Origin of the sequence: Variovorax ureilyticus (assembly GCF_037889935.1) — a bacterium.
Taxonomy (GTDB): Bacteria; Pseudomonadota; Gammaproteobacteria; order Burkholderiales; family Burkholderiaceae_C; genus Variovorax; species Variovorax ureilyticus.
Genome location: NZ_JBBKZU010000002.1, coordinates 581,418 through 603,718, shown reverse-complemented (window position 1 = coordinate 603,718; position 22,301 = coordinate 581,418). Strand labels below are relative to the sequence as shown.

The window sequence follows — 22,301 nt, the reverse complement described above, 5'->3', positions numbered from 1 at the left end:
TGCCGTACGTGAACAGGACGCTCAAGATGACCATCACCATCACCGCCTTTGAACGGTCGCCCGACGGTGGCCAGGGTCTGGCACGGGACACGCGCGTCCGCTGGGCGCTGGAGGAAGCCGGCCTGCCCTACGAGGTGCGCCTGGTGTCCTTTCAAGCGATGAAGGAGGCCGCACATCTGGCGCTGCATCCCTTCGGCCAGATACCCACCTACGAGGAAGGTGACCTCGTGCTGTTCGAGACCGGCGCCATCGTGCTGCACATCGCCGAGCACCATCCGAGCCTGTTGCCCGCCGATGCCAACGCAAGGGCGCGCGCCGTGACGTGGATGTTCGCAGCGCTCAATACCGTCGAGCCTCCAATCCTCGAACTCGTCACCGCCAGGCTGTTCGAAGGTGACAGGCCGTGGACCGCCGAGCGGCTGCCCCTCGTGGCGGACCGGCTGCGCGCCCGTCTGAACCAACTGGCGGTACGCCTGGGAGATGGTGACTGGCTGGACGGCGGTTTCAGCGCGGGCGACCTGCTGATGGTTTCCGTGCTGCTTCGGCTGAGACCGTCGGGCTTGCTGAACGAGTTTCCCGGGCTGGCCGCCTATGTCGCTCGCGGCGAAGCGCGGCCCGCCTACCAGCGGGCATTCGCCGCGCAACTGGCGATCAACACTGCCCCCTGACGGGCAGGCTGCCGGGGCGCCGCCGCCATCGCAGAGGGCGACTCACGGCGCTGACGCTGCGTTGAGCGACACGTCGCCTCAAGCACGTACCTCGTCGTGCGCATGCACTTCCGCTTGCCCGTCGGCAGTTTGCGAAGCGCGCTTGAGGTGATCGATCAGGCGCTTGCCGGCCGTCTGCAATGACTCATAGGACCGGATCACGATCGCGTGGCGGCGGCGGGCCCATGGCTCGTCGAGGTCGACGATCCTGAGATCCATTGCCGTCGCATAGAGGTTCGCCATCTTCAGCGGCAGCATGCCGATGCCCAGGCCCGCCTGCACCATCGCCGCGAGCGCATCGTAGGTGTGCACCTGCATCCGGCAGCGCCATGCTTTGTCGAGCTCGGCCGCAGCGCGCTGGATCTGCAGGTTGATCTGACTGCCGGTGTGCAGTCCGACATAGTCGTACTCCAGCGTGTCGGCGAACTTCACGGAGGCCTTTGTCGCGAGCGGATGATCCGCCGGCACCGTCAGCACGAGGCGATCCTCGCGGTATGGAATCACTTCCAGTCCGCTGACCTTGGGGCCTTCGACGATCAGCCCGATGTCGCAGGCGTTCTCCTGAACGGCGGTCAGCACCGCAGTGCTCACCTTCTCTTCGAGATGCACATCGATCAGCGGATTCTTCTTCAGGAAGCTTTGCAGGTCGCTCGGCAGGAACTGCGTCAGCGTCGACAGGTTGGACGCAATCCGCACATGGCCGGTGAGCGATTGCGTCGCGCCCAGCTTGCCATCGGCAAAGATGAGCGGGCGAATGCCTTCTTCGACGCGCACGGCGCTCACGCGGCCGATCACGACAGAGTGGGTTCCGAACGGGATGACGCTGTCGATGTCGCAAAAGAGGTTGCTCTGCGCATCCTCCAGGTACGGCATCCCGCCGTCTTCGTTGCGCCATTCGCCGACCTCGAAGCGTGCATCCCCCTTGAGTCGGCCGCTGAAGGCGGACACCAGATCCTCATGCTCCGTGGTGAGCACATTGACGCAGAATCGGCCCCGGCCCAACAAGGCCGGATGGATGCTCGCGCTGTGATTGACGCAAATCAGGAGCGACGGCGGATCCATCGTGAGCGAGTTCACTGCGGTAGCTGTCATGCCGTAGCGGTTGCCGTTGACATCGGCGGTACTGATGATCGTCACGGTGGACGCAAGCCGGCGCATCGCGCGCTTGAACTCCGTCGTCACCTGAGCGCTGTCGGCCAAAGAAGTGGTCATGTCGAACTCCTGATCCCGCAGGACGCTCTCAGGCGAGTGCCGGCTCGCGGGTGGCCGTGGCGGGCGATGCCGCGGGCGCCTTGCGCAGCCCGGCCTGCACCAGCAGCGGCATCACCTTCTCGTTCCAGTAGGGCAGTTCCTGGTTGTAGTCGACCATGGTGATCAGCGAGCCATCGACACCGGTCTTCGACATCTCCAGCATGCGATCGACGATCTGTTCCGGCGTGCCCACCAGCGGGTAGCCGCCCCAGCCGGCAATGAAGTTGCGGCGGAACTTGTCCATGTAGTCGGGCGAGTACGAACCGCTCTCGACGCCGAATACCTTGCAGATGTTGTCCGCGGCTTCCCAGTCCCCCTTCTGGTTGACGTAGTAGTCGTAGTACTCCTTCGCTTCCTTCTCCGTGTCGCGCGCCACCGCGTAGCTGTAGGTGAAGGTGCCGATCTCGCGCTTGTACCGGTCCCAGGCCAGCTTCTTCATTTCCTTGACCCACCCGGTCGCCTTGTCGAGGCCTTCTTCCTCGATGACCGAGAAGTTGATGTCGCAGAACTTGGCGGCGAACTCGCGGCCCTTGCCTGACGATCCGGCACTGATGAGCACCGGGCGCGGGTTCTGGAAGGGCTTGGGGTCCGCGAAGCCCTGCTTCACCGACAGGAACTGCCCTTCGTAGTCGAACCATTGCTCGGTCCAGAGCTTCTCGACGATCTCGACCCACTCGGTGGCGTACTCGTAGCGGGTGTCGTGCTCCATCATCTTGCGGCCGAACATTTCCATCTCGGGCGTGAACCAGCCGCACACCATGTTGATGCCGAAGCGGCCCCTGGAGATGCGGTCGATGGTGGTGCCCATCTTGGCTGCGACGATGGGATAGATGGTGGGCACATGCGATGTGGCAAACAGGAAGATCTTCTTCGTCACCGCGGCCAGCGATGCGGCCCAGGTGTAGGTTTCCATGCAATTGCCGTTGAAGTTGCTCGGCCCGCCGAAGCCGCGCCAACGCGCGATCGGCACCATGCACTCCCATCCTGCCGCTTCGAGGATCCCGGCGATCTCCTTGTTCTTCTCGAAGGTCGGCTCGAAGCTGGTCTCCGCCAGCGTCATCGCGCACGCGTTCGAACAGTTCGAGCCGAAGATGCCCAGCTTGAACTTGTTGTCGTTGAACATCGGGTTGCCGGCTTCGCGGAAGGCGTCGAGGTTGGTCATGGCGTGTCTCCTTGAATGAAAGGTGGAATGAACGAGAGGCTAGAGATCAGCAAGAAGCAGCAATGCGGGCGGGTTGCAGCAGTTGCGCGAGTTCGTCGACCGTGCGGTCGATCCGGGACTGGAAAGCCGGGAGCAGCCGGTCGGGCGATTCGAAGTCGGGCTGCAGCGCGTAGAGGCCGCGCGTTCCCACACAGCAGTCGAAAAACAGGAAGAGGGGCCGCAGGTGATAGTCGATCACCGAGGCGTGGTGAGGGGCGGCACCCGTCGCCGTGACGATCACCGGCTTGCGGGTCAGCGCCGTCATGTCGAACAGATCGAAGAGGTGCTTGAAGAGCCCGGTGTAAGCGCCCTTGTAGACCGCCGTTCCGACCACCAGGGCGTCGGCGTTCTGGATGGCGCCGAGGACGGCTTCGACTTCGGGATGTGCCTTCGCGCGCTCTGTTGTCTGGCCGAACGACGGGCCCGCGTCGATCAGGTCGAAGGTCGTTGTCTGTCCCAGGCCGCGCGCGCTCGCCGTATCGAGCACGGCCTGCACAAGGGTGCGGGTGCGCGACGGCCGCGTGAGATTGCCGCTGAAACCGACGATCCGCAGCGCACGCTGCGCGAAGGGTGCGTTCGCAGACCTGTCGAATTCCATTCGCGTCTCCTGTGAGTGCATCGCAGGGAACGATTCCCCGATGCGGCATGGAGGCGAATGCTATGGACGGTGGCGCGAAGGTTGAAGCTGATTCTGATCAACACGGCCTTGACGAAATTTGTAGGCCGCTGCGCCACCGCCTTTGCCAGGTTCTGCGAGAGCCACCGCTCGCCGCGAGCACTTCGCAGGCGGCGGCCAGGTCCGTGGCTGAATAGTTGGGCTTATTGGGCCGTTGCTCGCCTCCCGCGCGCTTCGCCCGGCCCGCCCTCAGCGGCGCATGGCTGCGATGGCCTGCGGGTTGACGGCCTCGGTCAGCGTGCCTTCGGCAAAGCGGTTGATGTTGTCGAAGGCAATGCCGAAGTAGCGCTCGTAGTTGTCGCGCTCGACATAGCCGATATGCGGGGTGCACAGCGCATTGGGCAAGGCCAGGAGCGGATGCTCGCCGCGCCGCAGGGGCTCTTCCTCGAACACGTCGATGGCCGCGAAGCCCGGACGGCCTCGTTGCAGCGCACGCTCGAGCGCACCGGCCTCGACCAGCTCGGCTCGGCTGGTGTTCACCAGCAGGGCGGTGGGCTTCATGCGAGCGAGGTCCGATTCACGCACGATGCCGGTGGTGTGTTCGTCAAGCCGCACATGCAGGCTGAGCACGTCGCTATCGGCAAAGAAGGCCTCGCGCGTGGGTGCGACCTCGAAGCCGTCGGCGCGCGCGGCCTGCGTCGAGGCCTCTCGGCCCCAGACCCAGACCTGCATGCCGAACACCCGCCCGTAGGCCGCCACCTGCCGGCCGATGCGCCCATAGCTCCACACGCCCAGGCGCTGCCCGCCGAGCTGTTGACCCAGGTGGCCTTGCCAACTGCCTTGCCGCAGGCGGTTGGCTTCCTGCACGAGATGGCGGCGGCTTGCCAGCGTCAGTGCCCAGGTGAGTTCCGCGGTCGACGAGCCTGCGCCGCGGCCTTCGGTCACTACCACGCCGCGAGCGGTACAGGCCTCCAGGTCCACATGCCCTGCGAGCTTGCCGGTCTGGCTGATGAGGCGAAGCCTCGGCAGGCGATCGAGCAGCGCCGCATCGATGCGCGTGCGCTCGCGCGTCAGCACGATCGCCTCGGCATCGGCGAAGCGCGCGGCGAGCGCGTCGGTGCCTTTTACCGTGTCGTTGAAGATGCGGACTTCATGACCTGCGAGGCGGGCGAAGCAGTCCAGCGTTCGCACGCAGTCCTGGTAGTCGTCGGGAATGGCTATGCGCATCGACGGGCTCCTCACTGCATCGGGATGTTCAATTGCTCGACGGTGCGCTTCCACAACGCCAGGTCGTCACGCATCAGTGCCGTGAACTCGGCCGGCGGCATGCCGCCCGGCTCGATGCCCTGGGCCCGGAAGATCTCGCGCACCTCCTGCGTCTCGAGCGCGCGCTTCACTTCTGCATACAGCCGCTGCATCACGGGCGCCGGCGTGCCCGCGCGCAAAAGCAGGCCGTACCAGCCGTGCACGTCGAAGCCCGGGTAGCCCTGTTCGGCCACGGTCGGCACCTCCGGCAAGCCCTCGAAGCGCGCTTTGGGTGCCACAGCGAGCGCGCGCAGCTTGCCGGCCTTGATCTGCCCCAGCGCCGAGCTCATGTCGAGGAACATGAACTGGATCTGGCCGCCCAGTAGGTCCTGCACTGCCGGGCCGGCGCCGCGGTAGGGGACGTGGACAGCGCGGATGCCGGCGCGCTGCACGAACAGCGCGGCGCCCAGGTGCGCCGAGGTGCCGTTGCCTGAGGAGCCATAGGACAGGCTTTCGGGCTTGGCCTTGCCCATCGCCACCAACTCCTGCAGGGTCTTCGCTGGAAAGTCCGGCCGCACCACCACCGCATGCGGGATAAAGCCCACGACGGTGAGCGGCGCGAAGTCGCGCAACGTGTCGAAAGGGTAGTTGGCCATGAGCGCGGGATTGGTGACCGCAAGGATCGACGGGAACACCATCGTGTAGCCGTCGGCAGGACCGCGCGCCACCTCGCTCATGCCGATCACGCCGCCGCCGCCGGGCTTGTTGTCCACGATCACCGGCTGGCCAAGGCTCGCCGCCATGCTCTTGCTGATCGAGCGCGCCATCAGGTCGGTCGGGCCGCCCGGGGCGAAGGGCACGATGATTCGCAGCGGCTTGTCGGGGAAGGCAGCGCGTGCGAAGGGGCTGGCCAGGGCCAACGCCGCGAGAGTGGCGGACGCGGCGAGCCGATGGAAGCCGCGTCGGTCGATGGAAAGACGAGGGGATGCAGGCATGGATGTCTCTTTCTCTTGACTCGGGTTGGAGGCGCAGTCAAAGCTTAGCCCCAAACTCCGGCGGCGCAGTTCTTCAATTCCACTGCTTGGAATTGACGCTTTGCGCTCGAAAGAAGATGTCCGCAGACGGCCAGTCCGTCGAACCGTTCCTGGGACGTGGCATGGAAATCGCCGCGCGCAGGGTGCTCGAGGAGACGCTCGCCGAGCCCCAGTGAATCACCGTCACCAGGCAGGCCATGCCAGGCGCGACATGGATCACTTCGAGCTGGATCGGCAGCCCTCCGCCCCAGTCGGGTTCAGTGGCCAGAGAGTAGCGGGAGCATTCCAACCTGCTGGTACAAGGTCATGAAGTCGAAGCAGTTCCAGCCTTCCTGGATCTGCCCACCTTCGATGGCTCCGATCACCACCCCCTCGATCTCGATTCTCGAACCACTGGCCGGTACGCCCAGATCCGGCCCCTGATGCGTGCCCGTCACGTTGCAGTGATAGACGACAAGGTTTCCTTCGCAAACGATGTGAAATGCGCGGATCTTCAAATCGGGGAACGCCTGGCGGAACTGTCGAACAAATGGCTTGAACGCAGCGGGTCCGACGATGGATCCTCCATCGGGGGAGGGCAGCCCGTGAATCTTCGCAGTCGGTGCCATGAGGCGATCGATCGCCGCTTCCTCCCCGGCACCCCAAACCTTGTCAAAGAACGACACCACGATCTCTCGATTCGAGCTGCTCATGTCTTCCACCGTTCTCGTTCATGAAAGGTACGCCATCTTGTTGACCGGACCAACGGCCATCATCCTCCCATGGGGGGATATTTCCTGGCGGGGAGTTCCCCGCAAGGGCGCAGCCTTTGGATGCGCAGCCTTGGCGTGCGAGCGCAGATGCTTTGCCGATCAGCAAGGCGAGAATGCTGGACGTCCGTCCTATGACTACTTCCCCAATCGCGTCCCGTTGGCTGTTCCTGCCGCTCATACTTGCTGCAGTCTCGTTCCTGGTGGCCGCAGTCGAGATCTTTGATTTCGTGGCGTCATTCGCCCGCGCCAATCGCCGAACGCTCGATATTGCGCTACCAAGCATCACGCTGCTCCTGAGTGCCTTGACCCTCCGCCTCGGGATGCCATGTGTCTGGCCTCTGGGAAAGCTGGGCGTGTTGCCGAAGTGGATGTGCTGGCTGGCCTTGCTCTTTGGTGCAGCCATTGCTCTTCTGGCCGGAGCCGAACTCACTTATGCGCTCATGGACGCAGGAATTGTTGTCCTTCTTGACCTTCCGGTCGTCATGACGTTATTGCTGAGCTTGTCGTGCATCTTGTTGGCGTATCTCAGCCTGCGTGGTCAAGCGCAAGGGACGTCGCGAGATGGGACATGACCGCAACGTCAAGAGGCTCGAAGTTGAATGACAGGTTTCGGGTCCGCTAGACGGCCAAAGCCGAGTCCGATCGCAACGGGCAGACCTGTCGCTGGAGGGGAGGGCGGGGGGCAGTTGACGCCAAGGGATGCGCCGAACTAGGCCGGCCCAGCGGCGACGCGGCCAACGGCCAGGTACGACGATCCTCTGCCGCGCATCGCGCATGACTTATGCGGCTCGCGTGACCAAACGGACAACACCCAAGCGGCATTGTTCACGGCGCGGTGGAGTGGCGCGGACCCTCACCAGTGAAGATAGAACATGGCCTTTGCCAGCAGCACGATGACGAGGACATGGCAGAACACGCTCAGGTGCAGGCGGCGGGAACGTCTTCCGCCCAGCACCCCGCGCCGCCGCCACACCATGGCCGTGATGAAATGCCCGAAAACGCTCAGCGCCAACCCGATCTTGAGCGCCAGCAGCAGCCCGAAACCGCTGGCCAGCGGCTGGGCCAGTGCGGCGCGATGGTGCCAGGCCATGCCGATGCCGGCGGCGTAGAGCGTCATCAGCACCCAGGGCATCACGGCCGTCGCCCGGTTGCCGATCGCGCGCTCGACCTCGCGCATCATCTCCTGTGGCAGGCGTCGGCGCACGCCTTCGAGCATGACCACCTCGAAGAACACGGTGCCGACGAAGGCGATCGCCGCCAGAAGATGGATCGCCAACAGAAGGCCGTAGCTCATGCGCGTATCCGACGTTCGACCTTCATGCGCCGGCCCGCGGCGAGGGATTGATCGGTGCCGGGAAGCAGGTCCGCCAGGGTGAAGCCGTCCAGGTACGCCAGGAAACCCCGCATCGCGCCGTCGAGCACGCCCGCCAGGCGACAGCGGCCTGTCAACGTGCATTGACTGTTCGTGGCGAAGCACTCGACCAGGTCGAAGTCCGGCTCGATGCCACGCACCACCGCGCCCAGGTTGATCTGGGCCGGCGCGTGGGCCAGGCGCATGCCACCGCCCTTGCCGCGCACGGTCTCGATCCATCCCTGCAGCCCGAGCTGGTGCGTCACCTTCATCAGGTGCGCCTCGGAGATCTCGTGGGCTTGCGCGATCTCGGCGATCGTGCACAGCCGATCTTGCCGGCTCGCCACGTACATCAGCAGGCGCAACGCGTAGTCGGTCATCATGGTCAGGCGCATGGGTGGACTCCGGTCATTTCGGCGTGCGCGTCCGCGAGGTCGGCCTGAGAGTGATCTTCGAAGCGGGCTCGTCGATGCGCGGCCGGATCATCATCGGGAAGAAGCGCCACAGGTACAGCGCGAAAGCCAGCACCCAGGCACCGGCCGAGGCATGCAGCGCACTGGCTGCGAGGCTCGTCGGCAGCAGGGCCAGCAAGCGCAGCGCGGCCGCGGCAATCACCAGCAGGTAGGCGGCCACCATGCTGCGGTCCGCGCGCAGGGGCCGGCCCAGGTGACCCAGCGCCGTGCGCGTGACCATGCCGATGATCAGCACCGAAAACCCCGCCACGCCGATCACATGAGCCGGCCATGCGGCGCGCAGCAGCAGGCCGGTCGCGTGAGCCGCCGCGACCAGCAAGCCCGCGCCCAGCCCGGCGTAGCCAAGGTAGAGGATCCACAGCAGCGGGACCCGGCGCACGGCCCACGGCTTCCAGGCCAGCACCTGCACCAGGGCGATGGCTCCGGCCAATGCGAGGAAAGCGGCCACGCCCGGCATCCAGTTCAGAAGGCTGAAGCCGATGGCCAGTGCGCCCGCGCCAAGTTGCCATCGTCCGCTGCCCGTGTGCATCGGGATCGACAGACCGGGCACCGCGCGCATCGCGAAGAATGGGACCACCCGCCGCGCCACAAGGAGCGCGATCACCGCCATGCACAACAATCCGGTGTTGAAGCGCTGCATCAGCAGGCCGTGGTCGCCCTGCCAGACGGCCCGCAGGTAAAGCGCATCGGCCGCGCCGAGTGCAAGCACGAGCAGTGGTACGCCGTAGTTGCGCCGACTGCGTGCTGCATAGATCGCGCGGCCGAGTGCCACGGCGGCCCAGCCGAAGAACAGCAGCTCGCAGGCAGCCGCCATCCAGAAGAACACGGGACGGGGTGTGAGAAAGCCGATCCGTGCCAGCACCCACAGGACGCTCAAGCCTCCCAGGGAGGGGCCGCGCAGAGGGTTGATGCCTGTCCAGTTGCTGCCGGCCGTGAGTAGGAAGCCGACAGCAATGGTTGCGATGAAGCCCCAGAGCATTTCGTGGGCATGCCAGACCACACCGGCCATTTGGCTCGTCAACCATTGCGGTGCGAACACCCACAGCGCCACCGAGACTGCGGCCCAAAGGCAGCCCGCGAGATAGAGCGGGCGGAACCCCATCTCGAGGAAGGCACGCCACTGCGGCGCCGCGGCCGCTGCGCGCCCCGGCTCGTCGATATGAAGCAGCTCAGCCACAGGCGAGCGCCGCGGGGGCGGCGTCCGGGTCGCGGCCGATCTGGTAGCCCATCCACAGGCTTTGCGCGATGCGCTCGGCGGCTGCCTGGGCCTGCTCGCCCATGGTCCTGTTCGGCTGCGCGGCGGTGGTCTCGCGAAACAGGGCAAGCCAACGCCGGAACAGTTCGGCGTTCAGGCCCGGTAACCTCGCGTGCTTGGGCATCGGAGCACCGGTGAAGCGTCCCGTGCGGCGCAAGATGGTCGACCAGAAGTCGACCAACTTGTGCTGATGTTGGTCCCAATCCTCGATGTGCGCGTCGAAGATGGGACCCAGCAGCTCGTCCTGGCGCACGCGTGCGTAGAAAGCACGAACCAGGTTCGAAATCTCTTCCTCGGTGCACAACTCTTTGTCGCTCAATTCACGCTCCTTGACTTGCCTGGGGCAAGTTCTCATAAGATGTAGTGAAAATATATCTTAAAGGGCTTGGCCCGACGCGCGACGGATTTCTTCGCCTTGACCTGCGTCAACAACTTCGAACTGCATGCCAGCGGTAGAGAGGGGCACAGCGGTCGGCAGCAGCACGCTGAAGACGGCCTACCCGCAGTTGATCCGCATGGTTTTTCTGGCGGGCCGGGCGCTGCCCGAGCAAATCTGGGGCAGGACCCGCCGGCGCGTGTCGACAACTGCTTTCAGGTGAACGCGACTACATCGCGCTACCTCGCTCACCCGAAGCTCGATGCCGCAGGCTCGCGCGCACGCCGACTTCACCGAGGGCCAAGTAAAGGGTTAGGCCGGGTTAGGCCGAGCCCTCGACTGCGTGGCCCAGTTCTTGACCATAGGCAACCTCGAGCGTGTGACCGTCCGGATCCCGCATCAGCGCCCAGTAGCCAACCGGAGGGCCCGATTCTTCCGGCTCTCGAGCCAGACATTGATCCTGTCGTGCCAGTTGGCAGAGGCGATCAACTTCTTCCCGAGACCGCACGCCGACGCCAAGGTGCGCCATCGGCAAGAGCGGTTTGATTTCGTTCGAAGTTTCAATGAGAACGACTGCGAACGGCCGCGTGCGGTCACTGATCCAGACCACCCCCGGTCGCGAATGCACAACTTGCATGGCCGCGTACTTCGCATAGAACGCCACGCTGGCTGCGAGCGAGTGCACGGGAAGCGCGATATGTGTCAGGCCGATGTCCGACATGGTGAGCCCTGCGATCGACATGAGCGGCCCAGGCCGGGATGAGCCAGCTGGCTGAAAGGGTGGTCGGGTTTCATCGCGCTGCGGAGATTGCCAATGATGCTCCATCCTACTGCTCCTGGCTCCGTCCAGAGCAGGCGGAACCGCAGGAGCTGCGTTGCGAGCTTTCGTCGACGCCTGAGTCCTTGGCTCCGCGTGGTCGTTCCCAATTGCGCGGAAGGGGTCGAGAATGAGGGCGTGTATTCGCTGTCCATCGTCCAGAATGCAATACGGCGCGCCCTGGCAGACGGTGCACTGCAGCCGATCGAGACTCGAACCGTTCTCCTCGACAGCGGCGGCGTCCGGTTCGTCCTGCGCACCGTGTCGAGCCTTGCGCGGAAGGACGAGGCGCGCCCTGTCGTGGCGGCCAGCGACCCACTCGGCGCCTACGAGCGGTCGCTGTTCGTCGGCGACGTCGCGCCTTCGCACTACATTCTGCTGAACAAGTTCCAGCTGCTCGCCGGCCATATGCTGCTCGTCACGCGCTGCTTCGAGCGCCAGGAGCGCCTCCTTACCGTTGAGGATTTCGCGGCGCTCATCACTTGCCTGAGCGAAGTCGATGGGCTCGCCTTCTACAACGGGGGCGTCGAAGCCGGCGCCAGCCAGCGGCACAAGCACCTGCAGCTTGTGCCGCTCCCGCTCGCACGCGAGAGCGCGGACGAAGTACCCATGGAACGTGTGCTCGGCAACGACTCGCGGCTGCCGTTCAGCCATGCGTTCGCACGTCTGGCGCCCCACACGACGGCTCCCGAGTGGCATGCCCTCTATCGCGAGTTGCTTCATCGATGTGGCATTTCCGCTGTCGCCGCCGCAGACGGCGAAGTTCAGTCGACTCCTTACAACCTGCTGGTTCGCCGAGGCTGGATGCTCGTCGTGCCGCGTTCGCGCGCATGCTTCGAATCCATCTCGGTGAATGCGCTTGGCTTCGCAGGCTCATTGTTCTTGCGTTCGCAAGAGGAGTTGGACCGCGTCCATGCAATCGGGCCAATGCAGGTGCTGCGCACGGTTGCGATGCCGCAGGACGTGCCCCACGACGCATGACCGATATTTCGCGGGGTGGCGGGTCTCTGCCATCAAGCAGTCGGTCGTGCGACTTTGCGCTTGCGCCCGCTATCGCCGCAGTCCCGCGGCATATCCCGTTGCACAGAGGCAGTTTCACCTGTCATTTCTCGTCCGACTGCCCTTTCCCCCGGCCACGTGCGCCTCGCGGAGGCAGCCTTGGAGCCTTTGGGGGCCAAGGGCAGGGGGCGATTAGCCCGCGCCCGACAGGAATGCGCCGGGATCGCTAGCATCGGATGTTTTTCGCGAGTCCTTGCGTCTTCCCTCGGCGCGTGGCCCCAAGTCCTGCGCTTTGCACCGATGTCTGCCATCCCCAGCACTCCCAAAACAACCAATCGGCCGATGGTCATCCTGGCCGTCATGGCCTCGATGGCCATGGTCGCGATCGAGGCGACGATCGTCGCCACCGTGATGCCGCAGATCGCCTCGCAGCTCGGCGGTCTGAGCCTCTATAGCTGGGTCTTCGCTTCGTTCCTGCTAGCGCAGACAGCGATGACGGTCGTCTTCGGCAAGCTGTCGGACATCTACGGCCGCAGGCCCGTGATCCTTGTCGGCATCGCAATTTTTCTGATCGGTTCCCTTGCGGCCGGGTTCGCTTGGTCGATGCCGGCGATGATCGCCTTCCGGCTCATCCAGGGCATCGGCGCCGGCGCGATCCAGCCGGTCTCGTTGACCATCGTCGGCGATCTCTATCCAGTGCAGGAGCGCGGCAAAGTGCAGGGCTACCTGGCGAGCGTGTGGGCAGTGTCGGCGGTGCTCGGCCCGATGCTCGGAGCGCTCATCGTCACCCGCCTGTCGTGGAGCTGGATCTTCTGGATGAACGTACCGATCGGGCTCGCCGCCGCCGGCGGCTTCTGGTTTCATCTGCGCGAGGCGCCAGTGACGCGACGAGCCTCCATTGACCTGCCCGGCGCCCTGCTGTTCACCGCCGGCATCGCCTCGCTGATGATCTGCCTGACGGAAAGCGGCCTCGGCCACACCACGGAAGCTTGGAGCTGGGCTGGCGTCTTCGTCGTTGTCGCGGTGTTGTTCACCTTTCAAGAGCGTCGCGTAGCCGATCCGATGGTTTCGTTCGAGCTCTGGAGCCGACGCATCATCGCCACCGTCAACGGCTCGGCGCTGCTGACCGGCATGGCGCTGATCGGCGTCACAAGTTTCCTGCCGATGTACGTCCAGGTGGTGCTGGGGCACTCGCCGGTGGTCGCTGGCCTGGCGCTCACGATGGTGATGCTCGGTTGGCCGATCGGCGCCACCATCGCGTCGCGCAGTTTCATGCGCGCAGGCCTCAGGCGACTCATGTTGATTGGATCGGTGCTGGTGCCGGCCGGCGCCGCAGTATTCGCGTTTCTGCATTCGGACGGCTCGCCGACTTCTGCCGGCATCGGCTCTTTCCTCATGGGCCTCGGGATGGGCTTGCTGAGCCTGTGCTCGCTGATCCTGATTCAGGAGTCGGTCGCCATGGCGCAGCGCGGTAGCGCCACCGCCTCCAACATCTTCTCCCGCAACCTCGGCAGCGCGCTCGGTGCCACCTTTTTCGGCGCCGTCTTCAACTTCGGACTGGTCCGCCACAACGGCGGTATCTCGGTGCCGGAGGAACAGTTGCGCGACCTGCTGCAGGGCACTGCCGTTTCCGGCGCCGGCGAAGCGGGCTTGCGTCTGGCTGTCGGCTCGTCGCTGCACCTGACCTTCGTGGTCATGCTGGCAATGAGCGGGGTGATTCTGGCGCTGGCACTGCTACTGCCGCGCCAGGGCATGAGCGTGAGGACCATCGAGGCGCGTTGAACCAACGCAGGTTGCGCAGGACTGCGGCGCGCATGGTGCATCTGGAGATACGAGGTGTGTGGCCGGCTCTTGAAAGGTGGTTCGGAAGTGAATCGACTGGTCGTCTTTGTTGCCCTCGTACTGGCCCTCTCCGACGCGACGTCCCAGGCTCCGATGGGGGTGACGGGCGGCGGGTCTCCGATCGCAGTCCCTCCGATCCAAATTGGTCCTCCCTACGACGGCAGCGGCGCAGCCTTTGGCCGGCGCGCACAAGAGCAGGAACAGGCTCGGCAACCTGTCCTGCCAGGACCATCCCCATCCCCAGTGCCGTTGAGCAACTGCAATGGAGGTGGCTGCTGGGACAGCCAGGGCAAGCTATACAACAGCACGGGTGACGGGTCCCGCTTTGTCAGCCCGGAAGGAAAGCTGTGCCAGACCAACGGAAAGTTCATCTACTGCAACTGACTTGTCGGTTCGTCCTATCGAAGGTCCCACGGAGCTCCGAATAGGTCTGGCGAAGCCAATGATCGATGGACGAAATGTTGCGATAGGAGCCGGCGGACCGCGTTGCAGGTCGATCAAAGCGATGCAGCACGCGCTAGGATGGCTCCGAGACAAGACATCCATCCGCTCCAGGGGGTCTCCATGATCCAGATCCGCGACATCGACCACCTCGTCCTGCGCGTCACCGACCTGCCGGGCATGCTGCGCTTCTATTGCGACGGCCTCGGCTGCCAGGTCGAGCGGCAGCGCGACGACATCGGCCTTACGCAGCTGCGGGCGGGACGCGCGATGCTCGATCTCGTTCCGATCGATGGCACTCTGGGGCGCGCCGGCGGTGCGCCGCCGGGCGAAGAGGGCCGCAATCTCGACCATTTCTGCTTCCGCGTCGAGCCCTTCGACGAACATGCGATCCGCGGCCATCTGTCGGCGCTTGGCATCGATGCCGGCCCCGTGGAGTCGCGTTTCGGTGCCGAGGGCGAGGGGCCATCGATCTACCTGCGCGACCCTGAGGGCAACGTCGTCGAGCTCAAGGGCCCGCCCTATCGATGATCTGTTTGGAGGCAGCCGCGACCGTCTCCAGCCTGCCCGCGGAATCGCGGAAAGGGGACTGACGCTGTTGACGGCGTTGTCGAGCCCCGCCGGCTCCTACCGGAGAACTGTCGCGGCGACCGCGTCACCCATCTCTTCCGTGCCCACACGCGTGCAGCCCGGTTGGAAGATGTCGCCGGTGCGAAGGCCATCGGCCAGCACGCGCCGGACGGCATCTTCCACGCGCTGAGCATTCGCAGTCTGTCCGAACGAGTGCCGCAGCATCATCGCCATCGACAGTATCGATGCGAGCGGGTTCGCGAGATTCTTGCCCGCGATGTCCGGCGCAGTGCCGTGCACCGGTTCGTACAGCCCGAAAGTGCCCGCCGCCATCGAGGCTGAAGGCAGCATGCCGATCGAGCCGGTAAGCATCGCTGCGGCATCGGAGAGGATGTCGCCGAAGATGTTGCCGGTCACGATCACGTCGAACTGCCTGGGCGCGCGCATCAGTTGCATCGCGGCCGCGTCGACGAAGAGATGCGTGACCTCCACGTCCGGATACTCCGCGCTCACGCGCGCCACCACTTCGCGCCACAGCTGCATCACTTCCAACACGTTGGCCTTGTCCACCGAGCAGAGCTTGCGGCGGCGTTCACGCGCAGTGCGGAAGGCCACGTGCGCGATGCGTTCGATCTCGGGCTCGCTGTAGCGCATGGTGTTGAAAGCCTCGCGCTGGCCGGCCGCGTTGACGCCGCTTCCGCGTGGCTCGCCGAAGTAGACGTCGCCGGTGAGCTCGCGCAGGATCATGATGTCCAGCCCCTCGATCACCTCCGGCTTGAGCGTCGATGCGCCGATCAGTTCGGGAAAGAGGAAGGCCGGCCGGAAATTCGCGAAGAGTCCGAGCTCCTTGCGCAAGCGCAGCAGACTCGCGCCGGGCCGCATCATGAATGGAATGGCTTCGTCGCCGGGCATGCCGGCAGAGCCGAACAGAATCGCGTCGGCCTTGCGCGCGATGTCCGTGGTGGCGGAGGGAAGGGGGTCGCCCGCCGCATCGATGCCGGCCTGGCCGATCGCGGCTTCGGCCAGCTCCAGCGGCTGCGTCCTTCCGATCACTGCCTTGAGCACCTTGACGGCTTGCGCGGTCACTTCGCGACCAATGCCGTCGCCCGGCATCACTGCAATCTTCATGTTCGTGGACCTCTCTCTTGAACGGTTGAAAAGCTAGCCGCCGTGCGTGCGCTCGAAAGCCTCGATGCGCGCGTGCTGGGCCAGCGTGTAGTCGATCTCGTCGATGCCGTGCAGCAGGCAGTGGCGGGGGAACGGGTCGATGTCGAACGCATGCGTGCGACCTTGCAAATCGGTGACCTGCTGCGTTTCGAGATCGATGCGCAGATGCGTGCCGGGGGCTTCGCTCAACGCGGCGAGCAGTGCGTGCACGGCTTCTTCGGGCAGGCGCACGGGCAGCAATCCGTTCTTCAGCGCATTGGAGAAGAAGATGTCGCCGAAGCTCGGTGCGATCACAGCGCGGAAGCCGCCGTCGTGCAGCGCCCAGACCGCATGCTCGCGCGACGAGCCGCAGCCGAAGTTGCGCCCCGCCACGAGGATGTGCGCTTCCGCGAATGCAGGCTGGTTGAGCACGAAGTCGTCGCGCCGACGCCCCTGTGCGTCGTGCCGCACATCGCGGAACAGATAGTCGCCGAAGTTGTCGGCGCGCGGCTTCTGCAGGTACAGCGCGGGCACGATCTGGTCGGTGTCGACGTTGTTCCTCGCCAGCGGCGCAGCCACCGCATCGAGTTGGGTAAAGACTTCCATGGCTTCGATCTCTTCAATGCGCCGGGAGTAGCCTGCGCACATCGGCGAGGCGCCCGTTGATTGCGGCGGCGGCCGCCATCGCAGGGCTCATCAGATGCGTGCGCGAGCCCGGTCCCTGCCGGCCCACGAAGTTGCGGTTGGAGGTGGATGCGCAGCGCTGCCCCCCGGGCACCTGGTCGCCATTGGTTCCGAGGCACATCGAGCAGCCCGCGTGCCTCCACTGGAAGCCGGCGTCGCGGAACACCGCGTCGAGCCCCTCGGCCTCCGCCTGCAGCTTCACGAGGCCCGAACCCGGGACCACCCAGGCTTCGACGCCCTTGGCCACGCGCCGGCCCCGCGCCACGGCGGCGGCGCTGCGCAGGTCCTCGATGCGCCCGTTGGTGCATGAACCGATGAAGACGCGGTCCACCGCGAGGTCGGTCAGCAACTGGCCCGGCCGCAGCCCCATGTAGGCCAGCGTGCGCTGCATCGCGTCGCGCCGCTCGATGCTGGCCGCGGTCGACGGGTCGGGCACTCGGGCGTCGATCGGCAGCGCATCCTCGGGACTGTTGCCCCAGGTGACCATCGGGGTGATCTCGCTCGCATGCAGATGCACCTCCCGGTCGAAGGACGCGCCTTCGTCGCTGGGCAGCCGCTGCCAGCGCGACAGCGCTTCCTGCCATGCCGCGCCCTTGGGGGCATTCGGGCGCCCCGCGAGCCACTGCCAGGTGGTGTCGTCAGGGGCCACCATGCCGGCGCGCGCACCCGCTTCGATGGACATGTTGCACACCGTCATGCGGCCTTCCATCGACAGCGCGCGAATGGCCTCGCCGGCGTACTCGATCACATGGCCTGTGCCGCCGGCCGCTCCGATCTTCGCGATGACCGCGAGGATGACGTCCTTGGCCGACACGCCCTGCGAAAGCCGCCCTTCGATGTTCACGCGCAGTGTCCGAGGCTTGCGCTGCCAGAGCGTCTGCGTCGCAAGCACATGCGCCACTTCGGATGCGCCGACGCCGAACGCGAGTGCACCAACCGCTCCGTGCGTGGCCGTGTGGCTGTCTCCGCACACGATCAGGCTGCCGGGCAGGCTCAACCCCTGCTCCGGACCGACGACGTGGACGATGCCCTGGCGCGCGTCATCGATGCCGAAGAAGCGGATGCCCGCAGCCCTGCTGTCGTCCTCCAGTGCCTGCGCCATTGCGCGTTTTTCCGGATCGGCGATGTCCCCGAGCGCGCGGCTCGCGGTAGGCACGTAGTGGTCCGGGGTGGCGAAGGCGCGATCGGGCCGGCGCACCGCCAGGCCGCGCTGGCGCAGCATCTCGAAAGCGGGCGCAGAGCCGTCCTGCACCAGGTGGCGATCGACATAAAGAAGGGTCTGTCCGTCGTCGCGCTGCATGACGACGTGCGCCTCCCAGAGCTTGTCGAAGAGTGTGCGGGGCTTGGTCATGGGATCGGAAAGCAGTGGCATGGACATGGACTCGATCGGAGCGTCAGTCGAGCTTCGCTCCGGCGATGCGCACGATCTCCGCATAGCGTTTGGTTTCGCTGGCCATGAATCGACCGTAGTCTTCGGGCGTGCCGCCGCCGATCTCGGCGCCGAGCGTCTGCATGCGCTTCTGGAACTCGGGCGACTTGAGCACCGCGTTGGCCTCGGCGTTGAGCTTGTCGATGATGGCGCGCGGCGTACCGGCTGGCGCCGAGAGGCCGTACCACGACGACGCGTAAACGCCCGGCAACCCTGCCTCGTCGAAGGTCGGCACGTCCGGCAGCGCGGGATTGCGCGCCTTCGACGCGACCGCGAGCGCACGCATCTTCCCCCCCGCGATGAAGGGCAGGCAGGTGGTCGTGTCGAGCATCAACGAGATATGGCCTGCGGCGAGGTCGGCCTCGGCCGGCGCGGTGCCTTTGTAGGGCACGTGCACGATGTCGAGCTTGGCCGCCAACGCGAACTGCACGGCCGCCAGATGCTGCGACGAGCCGACGCCGCCGGAACCGTAGTTGAGCTTGCCCGGATTGGCGCGGGCCGCGTCCATCACGTCCTTCACCGTCCTGAAGGGCGAGCTTGCCGGCACCACGAGGATATTGGGCACTGCCGAGACGTAGATGATCGGCTCGAAGTCTTTGACAGGATCGAAGCCGAGCTTGCCGTACAGGCTGACGTTGACCGCATTGGGGCTGATCGACGACATCAGCAGGTTGTATCCGTCCGGCTTCTGGCGCGCGGCGATCTCGGTGCCGATGTTGCCGCCGGCGCCGCCGCGGTTGTCGATGACGAAGGGTTGTCCGAGTCGATGGCCCAGCAGCTCGGAGACCATTCGCGCAGTCGTGTCCACGCCACCGCCCGCAGGCCACGGAACCATGAGCTTGATGGGCTGGCTCGGGTAGTTGGCCAGGTCTTCGGCCGGTGCCGTCGCGTGCCACCCGAGCAGCACGGCCGCTGCGAGGCAGGCATGTATTTTCTTCATCATCGCGCGTCTCCTTCTTTATTGAATGGATGCAATGCTATGTGCTTGCCACGCGCAGCCGCAATCACAATTAAGGCATGCGCCTCATGAGTAAAATTCATGCCTGATGACTCGCCGACTACCGCCGCTCAACGCCCTGCGGGCTTTCGAAGCCGCCGCCCGCTGCGGCAATTTCACTCGCGCCGCGCAGGAACTGTTCGTCACGCAGGGCGCGGTGAGCCGGCACATCGCGACGCTGGAGGGATGGCTTGGGGTGCAGCTCTTCGAGCGAGGCCGGCACGGCATTCGGCTCACCACCGCGGGTCAGGGCTATTTCGCGAGCATGCGCGCGGCCTTCGACCAGATCGAGCACGGCACGCGGCAATTGCAGGAGAGCAGTGACGAATGGCTGCTGAGAGTCAAGCTGCCGCCGACCTTCGCGATCCGGTGGCTCATTCCGAGGCTCGGGCGCTTTCATGCACTTCATCCGCGCATCGATGTGCAGATCACGACATCGCACAAGCGGACCGATTTCGATCGGGACGACGTGGACGTCAGCATCCATTCGGAGCCGCAGCCGCCGACCGGGGCGGGGTACCGCCTGCTGTTCAACGAGACGCTGCTCCCGGTCTGCGCGCCCGGGCTGCTCAAGCGCAAGCCGCCACTGAAGGTGCCGGCGGACCTCGCGAAGCATTCGCTGCTGTCGTCACTGAACCGTCCGCAGGACTGGCCGACCTGGCTCGCCGCGGCAGGCATCGCGCGCAGTGCAGGTCATCGCAGCCTGGAGTTCGAGAATGCCGCGATGGCCTATCAGGCCGCAGCGGAAGAACTCGGCGTGATGGTGGCGGTGCTGCCTTTCGTGCAAGACGACCTCGCGGCGGGTCGCCTCGTCGCGCCCTTCGATCTGCGCGTGCCGACCCCCGGCGGCTACTTCATGGCCTGGCGCGCAGACCGCCCCGTGCCGCAGCGTGTTCGGGATTTCGAGGACTGGATCGCTTCGGAAGTCGCGTGATCCCGTGCCCAAGGTGTTCGGCGATGTTCCCGCCCTCACTCGCGTCAGCGCAAGGTAGAGCTGGTCGATGGTCGGGAGCGGCGGATTCGAACAGTCGATGCGTTTCGACACCTCCGTGACTGCTGGTGGCGGTTTGGCCTGCGCAGCCGCAAGCCCCCGGCCCGAGCCGTTGTCATGCGACCAAGCGCGAAGCTGCGTGCTTCAACTCTTCCGTGAAGTCCGTCGCGGCTGGCTTTACTGGTGCGCCTCGGCGGGCCACCACGAAAAGGTCGAGATGAACGGCGGGCTCCACCAGCATGGAGACATTCAGTCCATGCCGCAGGCATTCGGCCAGGACGATGGACGGTACGACCGCATGCCCCACACCCGCCTCGACCATCGCGATCAAGGTCCCAAGGAAGTTCATGGCGAGCCGGTCTTGACTCTTTGCCGATCTGCGAGGCAGGTTCGCTTCGACAAGAGCCTGAATGGGATTGTCCGGCGGAAGGCTGAGCAACCTCAGGTTCGACAAGCTGCTCCATGGGCGGCTGGCGCCCACGCCTCCCCGTCCTGAGCCTGGGGGGCTGATCCGCATCAGGCGAAACCTGCACAGTGGCTCTCTGACCAGACCCGCCGCTGGCTTCACGAAGAAACCGAGGCCCATATCGGCGTCCCCATCGATCACCGACTTCCCGACCGTACCGACGTCCCTGTCTGCTACCTGAACCCTGACCTGTGGATGGCTGTGGGCAAATGCACTCACGACATGTGGCAAGAGAGCCGCGGCAACGATCGGCGTCGCTGCGATGTCGAGCCGTGACCGCATGGCTGCTTCCGTCCCCCGGACGATTGCGCCCAAGCCGTGCAGTTCTTCGACGATCCGCTCGGCAACGGGCACCAGTCGGCGACCCGCGTCGGTCAAGGTGACGGAACGGGTGGTGCGCTCAAACAACTGCGCTCCGACTTGGCGCTCCAGTTCCTTGACCATCATGCTCACCCCCGATGGGGACAGGTGAATGACTTCCGCGGCCTTGGCGAAGCTCTGCTGCCGGCCAATCTCAAGAAATGCCAGTAGCTGGCGGCTGTCGACATTGATCAATTTGGCTGAGGAGTTCACCAGAATATTCCGTTTGATTCATGTCAAAGAACCGGTTGAAATTGTCGCTTAACAAAAGGAGACGCTCCCCATGACATCAAATGGCTCCGGCCGAGGTGGCCTTGTGCGCCGCCGATCTGTGCTCATTGGCGGAGCGGCCCTGTCGATTGGCTCCCTCGGATGGGCTGCCGACCAAGACAGCCAAACCCCCATCCGCCTCGTCGTCCCATTCACTCCGGGAACGGGCATCGACCTGATTGCGCGGCTTGTGGCCCCGCCACTCTCGGAGCGCCTGAAGCGCCCCGTCTTCACCGAGAACAAGCCGGGGGCCTCCGGGAACATCGGCACCCAGGAAGTTATTCGTGCGACGCCGGATGGCACCACTCTGCTGGTGACGGTCAACACCCTGGTCATGAACCCGGCGCTGTACCCGAAGCTCGCATTCAACCCCGTTCACGACCTCGCGCCGATCACCCTGACGAGCCGAGGGCAGCTTCTCCTTGTTGCTGGGGCACAGAAGAAGATCGACTCGCTGAACGGGCTGGTCTCTTATGCGAAGAGCCATCCGGGCGAACTCAACTACGGCTCGCCGGGCGCCGGCACCCCCCATCACCTGGCGATGGAGCTCCTCAAGAGCCGCGCCAAGATTTCCTTGACGCACGTGAGCTACCGCGGCACTGCGCCCGCCGTGACCGACCTTTTGGGTGGCCAGATCGACGTGATGTTCCTTCCGATCCATGTGGCGCTTCAGCACGTCAAGGCCGGCAAGCTCCGGGCGCTGGCGATCAGCTCGGACAAGCCTTCGAATCTTCTGCCGGATGTTCCGCCACTGCGGACCCTGAACCTCGGCGACTTGAACGTCGACATGTGGTACGGCTTGCTGGCACCGGCGGGGACTCCCCCTGCGTTCATCAATCGCGTGAACGAAGAGTTGAAGGCCATCCTCGCTCAACCCAGCGTTGCGTCCGCCTTCGAGACACAGGGGATGACGCCCGAGCACAGCACGCCGCAAGCGTTCCAGAAGATCATGGAGGCGGATGCGAAGCGCTGGGGCGACCTCATCAGGGAGCAGGGGATCACTGCGGAGTGAGCTGCCCGGATCAAGG

23 protein-coding genes are annotated in these 22,301 nt (G+C 65.2%); 7 read left to right on the top strand and 16 right to left on the bottom strand.

Going from position 1 to position 22,301, the window contains the following annotated elements:
• The first annotated feature begins 26 nt into the window (after positions 1-26).
• Positions 27-668, top strand: coding sequence for a glutathione S-transferase family protein (locus tag WKW77_RS07250; RefSeq protein WP_340356168.1), 642 nt, complete (start codon positions 27-29; stop codon positions 666-668).
• 78 nt (positions 669-746) lie between these two features.
• Here the strand turns inward: WKW77_RS07250 and WKW77_RS07245 are convergent, their stop codons facing one another.
• From WKW77_RS07245 to WKW77_RS07220, 6 genes are all read right to left on the bottom strand, one after another.
• A complete protein-coding gene (locus WKW77_RS07245; protein WP_340356167.1) occupies positions 747-1,919 on the bottom strand; it encodes a flavin reductase in 1,173 nt (390 codons plus the stop codon).
• Between the two features lie 28 nt (positions 1,920-1,947).
• Positions 1,948-3,120 (bottom strand): LLM class flavin-dependent oxidoreductase, encoded by a 1,173-nt coding sequence (locus WKW77_RS07240; protein ID WP_340356166.1) that lies wholly within the window; start codon positions 3,118-3,120, stop codon positions 1,948-1,950.
• A 46-nt stretch (positions 3,121-3,166) separates the two neighbouring features.
• Positions 3,167-3,757 (bottom strand): NAD(P)H-dependent oxidoreductase, encoded by a 591-nt coding sequence (locus WKW77_RS07235; protein ID WP_340356165.1) that lies wholly within the window; start codon positions 3,755-3,757, stop codon positions 3,167-3,169.
• Between the two features lie 267 nt (positions 3,758-4,024).
• A complete protein-coding gene (locus WKW77_RS07230) occupies positions 4,025-5,002 on the bottom strand; it encodes a D-2-hydroxyacid dehydrogenase family protein (protein WP_340356164.1) in 978 nt (325 codons plus the stop codon).
• An 11-nt stretch (positions 5,003-5,013) separates the two neighbouring features.
• Positions 5,014-6,015 (bottom strand): Bug family tripartite tricarboxylate transporter substrate binding protein, encoded by a 1,002-nt coding sequence (locus WKW77_RS07225; protein ID WP_340356163.1) that lies wholly within the window; start codon positions 6,013-6,015, stop codon positions 5,014-5,016.
• A 296-nt stretch (positions 6,016-6,311) separates the two neighbouring features.
• The gene (locus WKW77_RS07220; protein ID WP_340356162.1) at positions 6,312-6,746 is read right to left on the bottom strand and encodes an ester cyclase; all 435 of its coding nucleotides are present in this window, start codon (positions 6,744-6,746) and stop codon (positions 6,312-6,314) included.
• A gap of 191 nt (positions 6,747-6,937) precedes the next feature.
• Between WKW77_RS07220 and WKW77_RS07215 the strand changes: the two genes are divergently transcribed.
• Entirely contained in the window at positions 6,938-7,378 is a 441-nt protein-coding gene (locus WKW77_RS07215) for a hypothetical protein (protein WP_340356161.1), read from the top strand.
• Positions 7,379-7,659: 281 nt separating this feature from the next.
• Here the strand turns inward: WKW77_RS07215 and WKW77_RS07210 are convergent, their stop codons facing one another.
• The 5 genes from WKW77_RS07210 to WKW77_RS07190 form a co-directional block, all read right to left on the bottom strand.
• The gene (locus tag WKW77_RS07210; protein ID WP_340356160.1) at positions 7,660-8,100 is read right to left on the bottom strand and encodes a CopD family copper resistance protein; all 441 of its coding nucleotides are present in this window, start codon (positions 8,098-8,100) and stop codon (positions 7,660-7,662) included.
• The gene (locus tag WKW77_RS07205; protein ID WP_340356159.1) at positions 8,097-8,552 is read right to left on the bottom strand and encodes an RrF2 family transcriptional regulator; all 456 of its coding nucleotides are present in this window, start codon (positions 8,550-8,552) and stop codon (positions 8,097-8,099) included. The genes WKW77_RS07210 and WKW77_RS07205 overlap by 4 nt, the downstream gene beginning before the upstream one ends.
• A gap of 13 nt (positions 8,553-8,565) precedes the next feature.
• Positions 8,566-9,807 (bottom strand): NnrS family protein, encoded by a 1,242-nt coding sequence (locus tag WKW77_RS07200; RefSeq protein WP_340356158.1) that lies wholly within the window; start codon positions 9,805-9,807, stop codon positions 8,566-8,568.
• Positions 9,800-10,240, bottom strand: a complete 441-nt coding sequence (locus tag WKW77_RS07195) for a group III truncated hemoglobin (RefSeq protein ID WP_422823143.1) — start codon at positions 10,238-10,240, stop codon at positions 9,800-9,802. Before WKW77_RS07195 ends, WKW77_RS07200 begins: the two co-directional genes overlap by 8 nt.
• Positions 10,241-10,583: 343 nt before the next feature.
• Entirely contained in the window at positions 10,584-10,982 is a 399-nt protein-coding gene (locus tag WKW77_RS07190) for a VOC family protein (protein WP_340356156.1), read from the bottom strand.
• A gap of 234 nt (positions 10,983-11,216) precedes the next feature.
• Here WKW77_RS07190 and WKW77_RS07185 point away from each other — a divergent pair, with 234 nt between their 5' ends.
• The 3 genes from WKW77_RS07185 (at position 11,217) to WKW77_RS07175 (ending at position 14,891) form a co-directional block, all read left to right on the top strand.
• A complete protein-coding gene (locus WKW77_RS07185) occupies positions 11,217-12,059 on the top strand; it encodes an ATP adenylyltransferase family protein (RefSeq protein ID WP_340356155.1) in 843 nt (280 codons plus the stop codon).
• Positions 12,060-12,377: 318 nt separating this feature from the next.
• Positions 12,378-13,859 carry an MDR family MFS transporter gene (locus WKW77_RS07180; protein ID WP_340356205.1) on the top strand — a complete coding sequence of 494 codons (1,482 nt, stop codon included), beginning with the start codon at positions 12,378-12,380 and terminating at the stop codon, positions 13,857-13,859.
• Between the two features lie 624 nt (positions 13,860-14,483).
• Positions 14,484-14,891 (top strand): VOC family protein, encoded by a 408-nt coding sequence (locus WKW77_RS07175; protein ID WP_340356154.1) that lies wholly within the window; start codon positions 14,484-14,486, stop codon positions 14,889-14,891.
• 96 nt (positions 14,892-14,987) lie between these two features.
• On the opposite strand, the gene leuB is transcribed toward WKW77_RS07175, so the two are convergent.
• Genes leuB through WKW77_RS07155 form a run of 4 tightly spaced genes read right to left on the bottom strand, consistent with a single transcriptional unit; the run spans position 14,988 to position 19,132 of the window.
• On the bottom strand, positions 14,988-16,058 hold the full coding sequence (leuB, locus tag WKW77_RS07170; RefSeq protein WP_340356153.1) for a 3-isopropylmalate dehydrogenase: 1,071 nt from the start codon (positions 16,056-16,058) through the stop codon (positions 14,988-14,990).
• A 33-nt stretch (positions 16,059-16,091) separates the two neighbouring features.
• The gene (gene leuD / locus WKW77_RS07165) at positions 16,092-16,682 is read right to left on the bottom strand and encodes a 3-isopropylmalate dehydratase small subunit (protein ID WP_340356152.1); all 591 of its coding nucleotides are present in this window, start codon (positions 16,680-16,682) and stop codon (positions 16,092-16,094) included.
• A gap of 13 nt (positions 16,683-16,695) precedes the next feature.
• On the bottom strand, positions 16,696-18,132 hold the full coding sequence (leuC, locus tag WKW77_RS07160) for a 3-isopropylmalate dehydratase large subunit (protein WP_340356151.1): 1,437 nt from the start codon (positions 18,130-18,132) through the stop codon (positions 16,696-16,698).
• A 22-nt stretch (positions 18,133-18,154) separates the two neighbouring features.
• The gene (locus WKW77_RS07155) at positions 18,155-19,132 is read right to left on the bottom strand and encodes a Bug family tripartite tricarboxylate transporter substrate binding protein (RefSeq protein ID WP_340356150.1); all 978 of its coding nucleotides are present in this window, start codon (positions 19,130-19,132) and stop codon (positions 18,155-18,157) included.
• Between the two features lie 103 nt (positions 19,133-19,235).
• On the opposite strand from WKW77_RS07155, the gene gcvA reads away from it, so the two are divergent.
• Positions 19,236-20,120 (top strand): transcriptional regulator GcvA, encoded by an 885-nt coding sequence (gcvA, locus tag WKW77_RS07150; protein WP_340356149.1) that lies wholly within the window; start codon positions 19,236-19,238, stop codon positions 20,118-20,120.
• 172 nt (positions 20,121-20,292) lie between these two features.
• On the opposite strand, the gene WKW77_RS07145 is transcribed toward gcvA, so the two are convergent.
• Positions 20,293-21,216, bottom strand: coding sequence for a LysR family transcriptional regulator (locus WKW77_RS07145; RefSeq protein ID WP_340356148.1), 924 nt, complete (start codon positions 21,214-21,216; stop codon positions 20,293-20,295).
• A gap of 70 nt (positions 21,217-21,286) precedes the next feature.
• Between WKW77_RS07145 and WKW77_RS07140 the strand changes: the two genes are divergently transcribed.
• Positions 21,287-22,285 carry a Bug family tripartite tricarboxylate transporter substrate binding protein gene (locus WKW77_RS07140; protein ID WP_340356147.1) on the top strand — a complete coding sequence of 333 codons (999 nt, stop codon included), beginning with the start codon at positions 21,287-21,289 and terminating at the stop codon, positions 22,283-22,285.
• Positions 22,286-22,301: the final 16 nt, after the last annotated feature.

Coding starts and splice junctions, on each gene's coding strand:
- WKW77_RS07205 (WP_340356159.1), bottom strand. CDS start 8,552: ATGCGCCTGACCATGATGACCGACTACGCGTTGCGCCTGCTGATGTAC.
- WKW77_RS07230 (WP_340356164.1), bottom strand. CDS start 5,002: ATGCGCATAGCCATTCCCGACGACTACCAGGACTGCGTGCGAACGCTG.
- WKW77_RS07215 (WP_340356161.1), top strand. CDS start 6,938: ATGACTACTTCCCCAATCGCGTCCCGTTGGCTGTTCCTGCCGCTCATA.
- WKW77_RS07175 (WP_340356154.1), top strand. CDS start 14,484: ATGATCCAGATCCGCGACATCGACCACCTCGTCCTGCGCGTCACCGAC.
- WKW77_RS07180 (WP_340356205.1), top strand. CDS start 12,378: ATGTCTGCCATCCCCAGCACTCCCAAAACAACCAATCGGCCGATGGTC.
- WKW77_RS07155 (WP_340356150.1), bottom strand. CDS start 19,132: ATGATGAAGAAAATACATGCCTGCCTCGCAGCGGCCGTGCTGCTCGGG.
- leuD (WP_340356152.1), bottom strand. CDS start 16,682: ATGGAAGTCTTTACCCAACTCGATGCGGTGGCTGCGCCGCTGGCGAGG.
- WKW77_RS07140 (WP_340356147.1), top strand. CDS start 21,287: ATGACATCAAATGGCTCCGGCCGAGGTGGCCTTGTGCGCCGCCGATCT.
- WKW77_RS07220 (WP_340356162.1), bottom strand. CDS start 6,746: ATGAGCAGCTCGAATCGAGAGATCGTGGTGTCGTTCTTTGACAAGGTT.
- WKW77_RS07225 (WP_340356163.1), bottom strand. CDS start 6,015: ATGCCTGCATCCCCTCGTCTTTCCATCGACCGACGCGGCTTCCATCGG.
- WKW77_RS07195 (WP_422823143.1), bottom strand. CDS start 10,240: ATGAGAACTTGCCCCAGGCAAGTCAAGGAGCGTGAATTGAGCGACAAA.
- leuC (WP_340356151.1), bottom strand. CDS start 18,132: ATGCCACTGCTTTCCGATCCCATGACCAAGCCCCGCACACTCTTCGAC.
- gcvA (WP_340356149.1), top strand. CDS start 19,236: ATGACTCGCCGACTACCGCCGCTCAACGCCCTGCGGGCTTTCGAAGCC.
- WKW77_RS07250 (WP_340356168.1), top strand. CDS start 27: ATGACCATCACCATCACCGCCTTTGAACGGTCGCCCGACGGTGGCCAG.
- WKW77_RS07235 (WP_340356165.1), bottom strand. CDS start 3,757: ATGGAATTCGACAGGTCTGCGAACGCACCCTTCGCGCAGCGTGCGCTG.
- WKW77_RS07245 (WP_340356167.1), bottom strand. CDS start 1,919: ATGACCACTTCTTTGGCCGACAGCGCTCAGGTGACGACGGAGTTCAAG.
- leuB (WP_340356153.1), bottom strand. CDS start 16,058: ATGAAGATTGCAGTGATGCCGGGCGACGGCATTGGTCGCGAAGTGACC.
- WKW77_RS07190 (WP_340356156.1), bottom strand. CDS start 10,982: ATGTCGGACATCGGCCTGACACATATCGCGCTTCCCGTGCACTCGCTC.
- WKW77_RS07240 (WP_340356166.1), bottom strand. CDS start 3,120: ATGACCAACCTCGACGCCTTCCGCGAAGCCGGCAACCCGATGTTCAAC.
- WKW77_RS07210 (WP_340356160.1), bottom strand. CDS start 8,100: ATGAGCTACGGCCTTCTGTTGGCGATCCATCTTCTGGCGGCGATCGCC.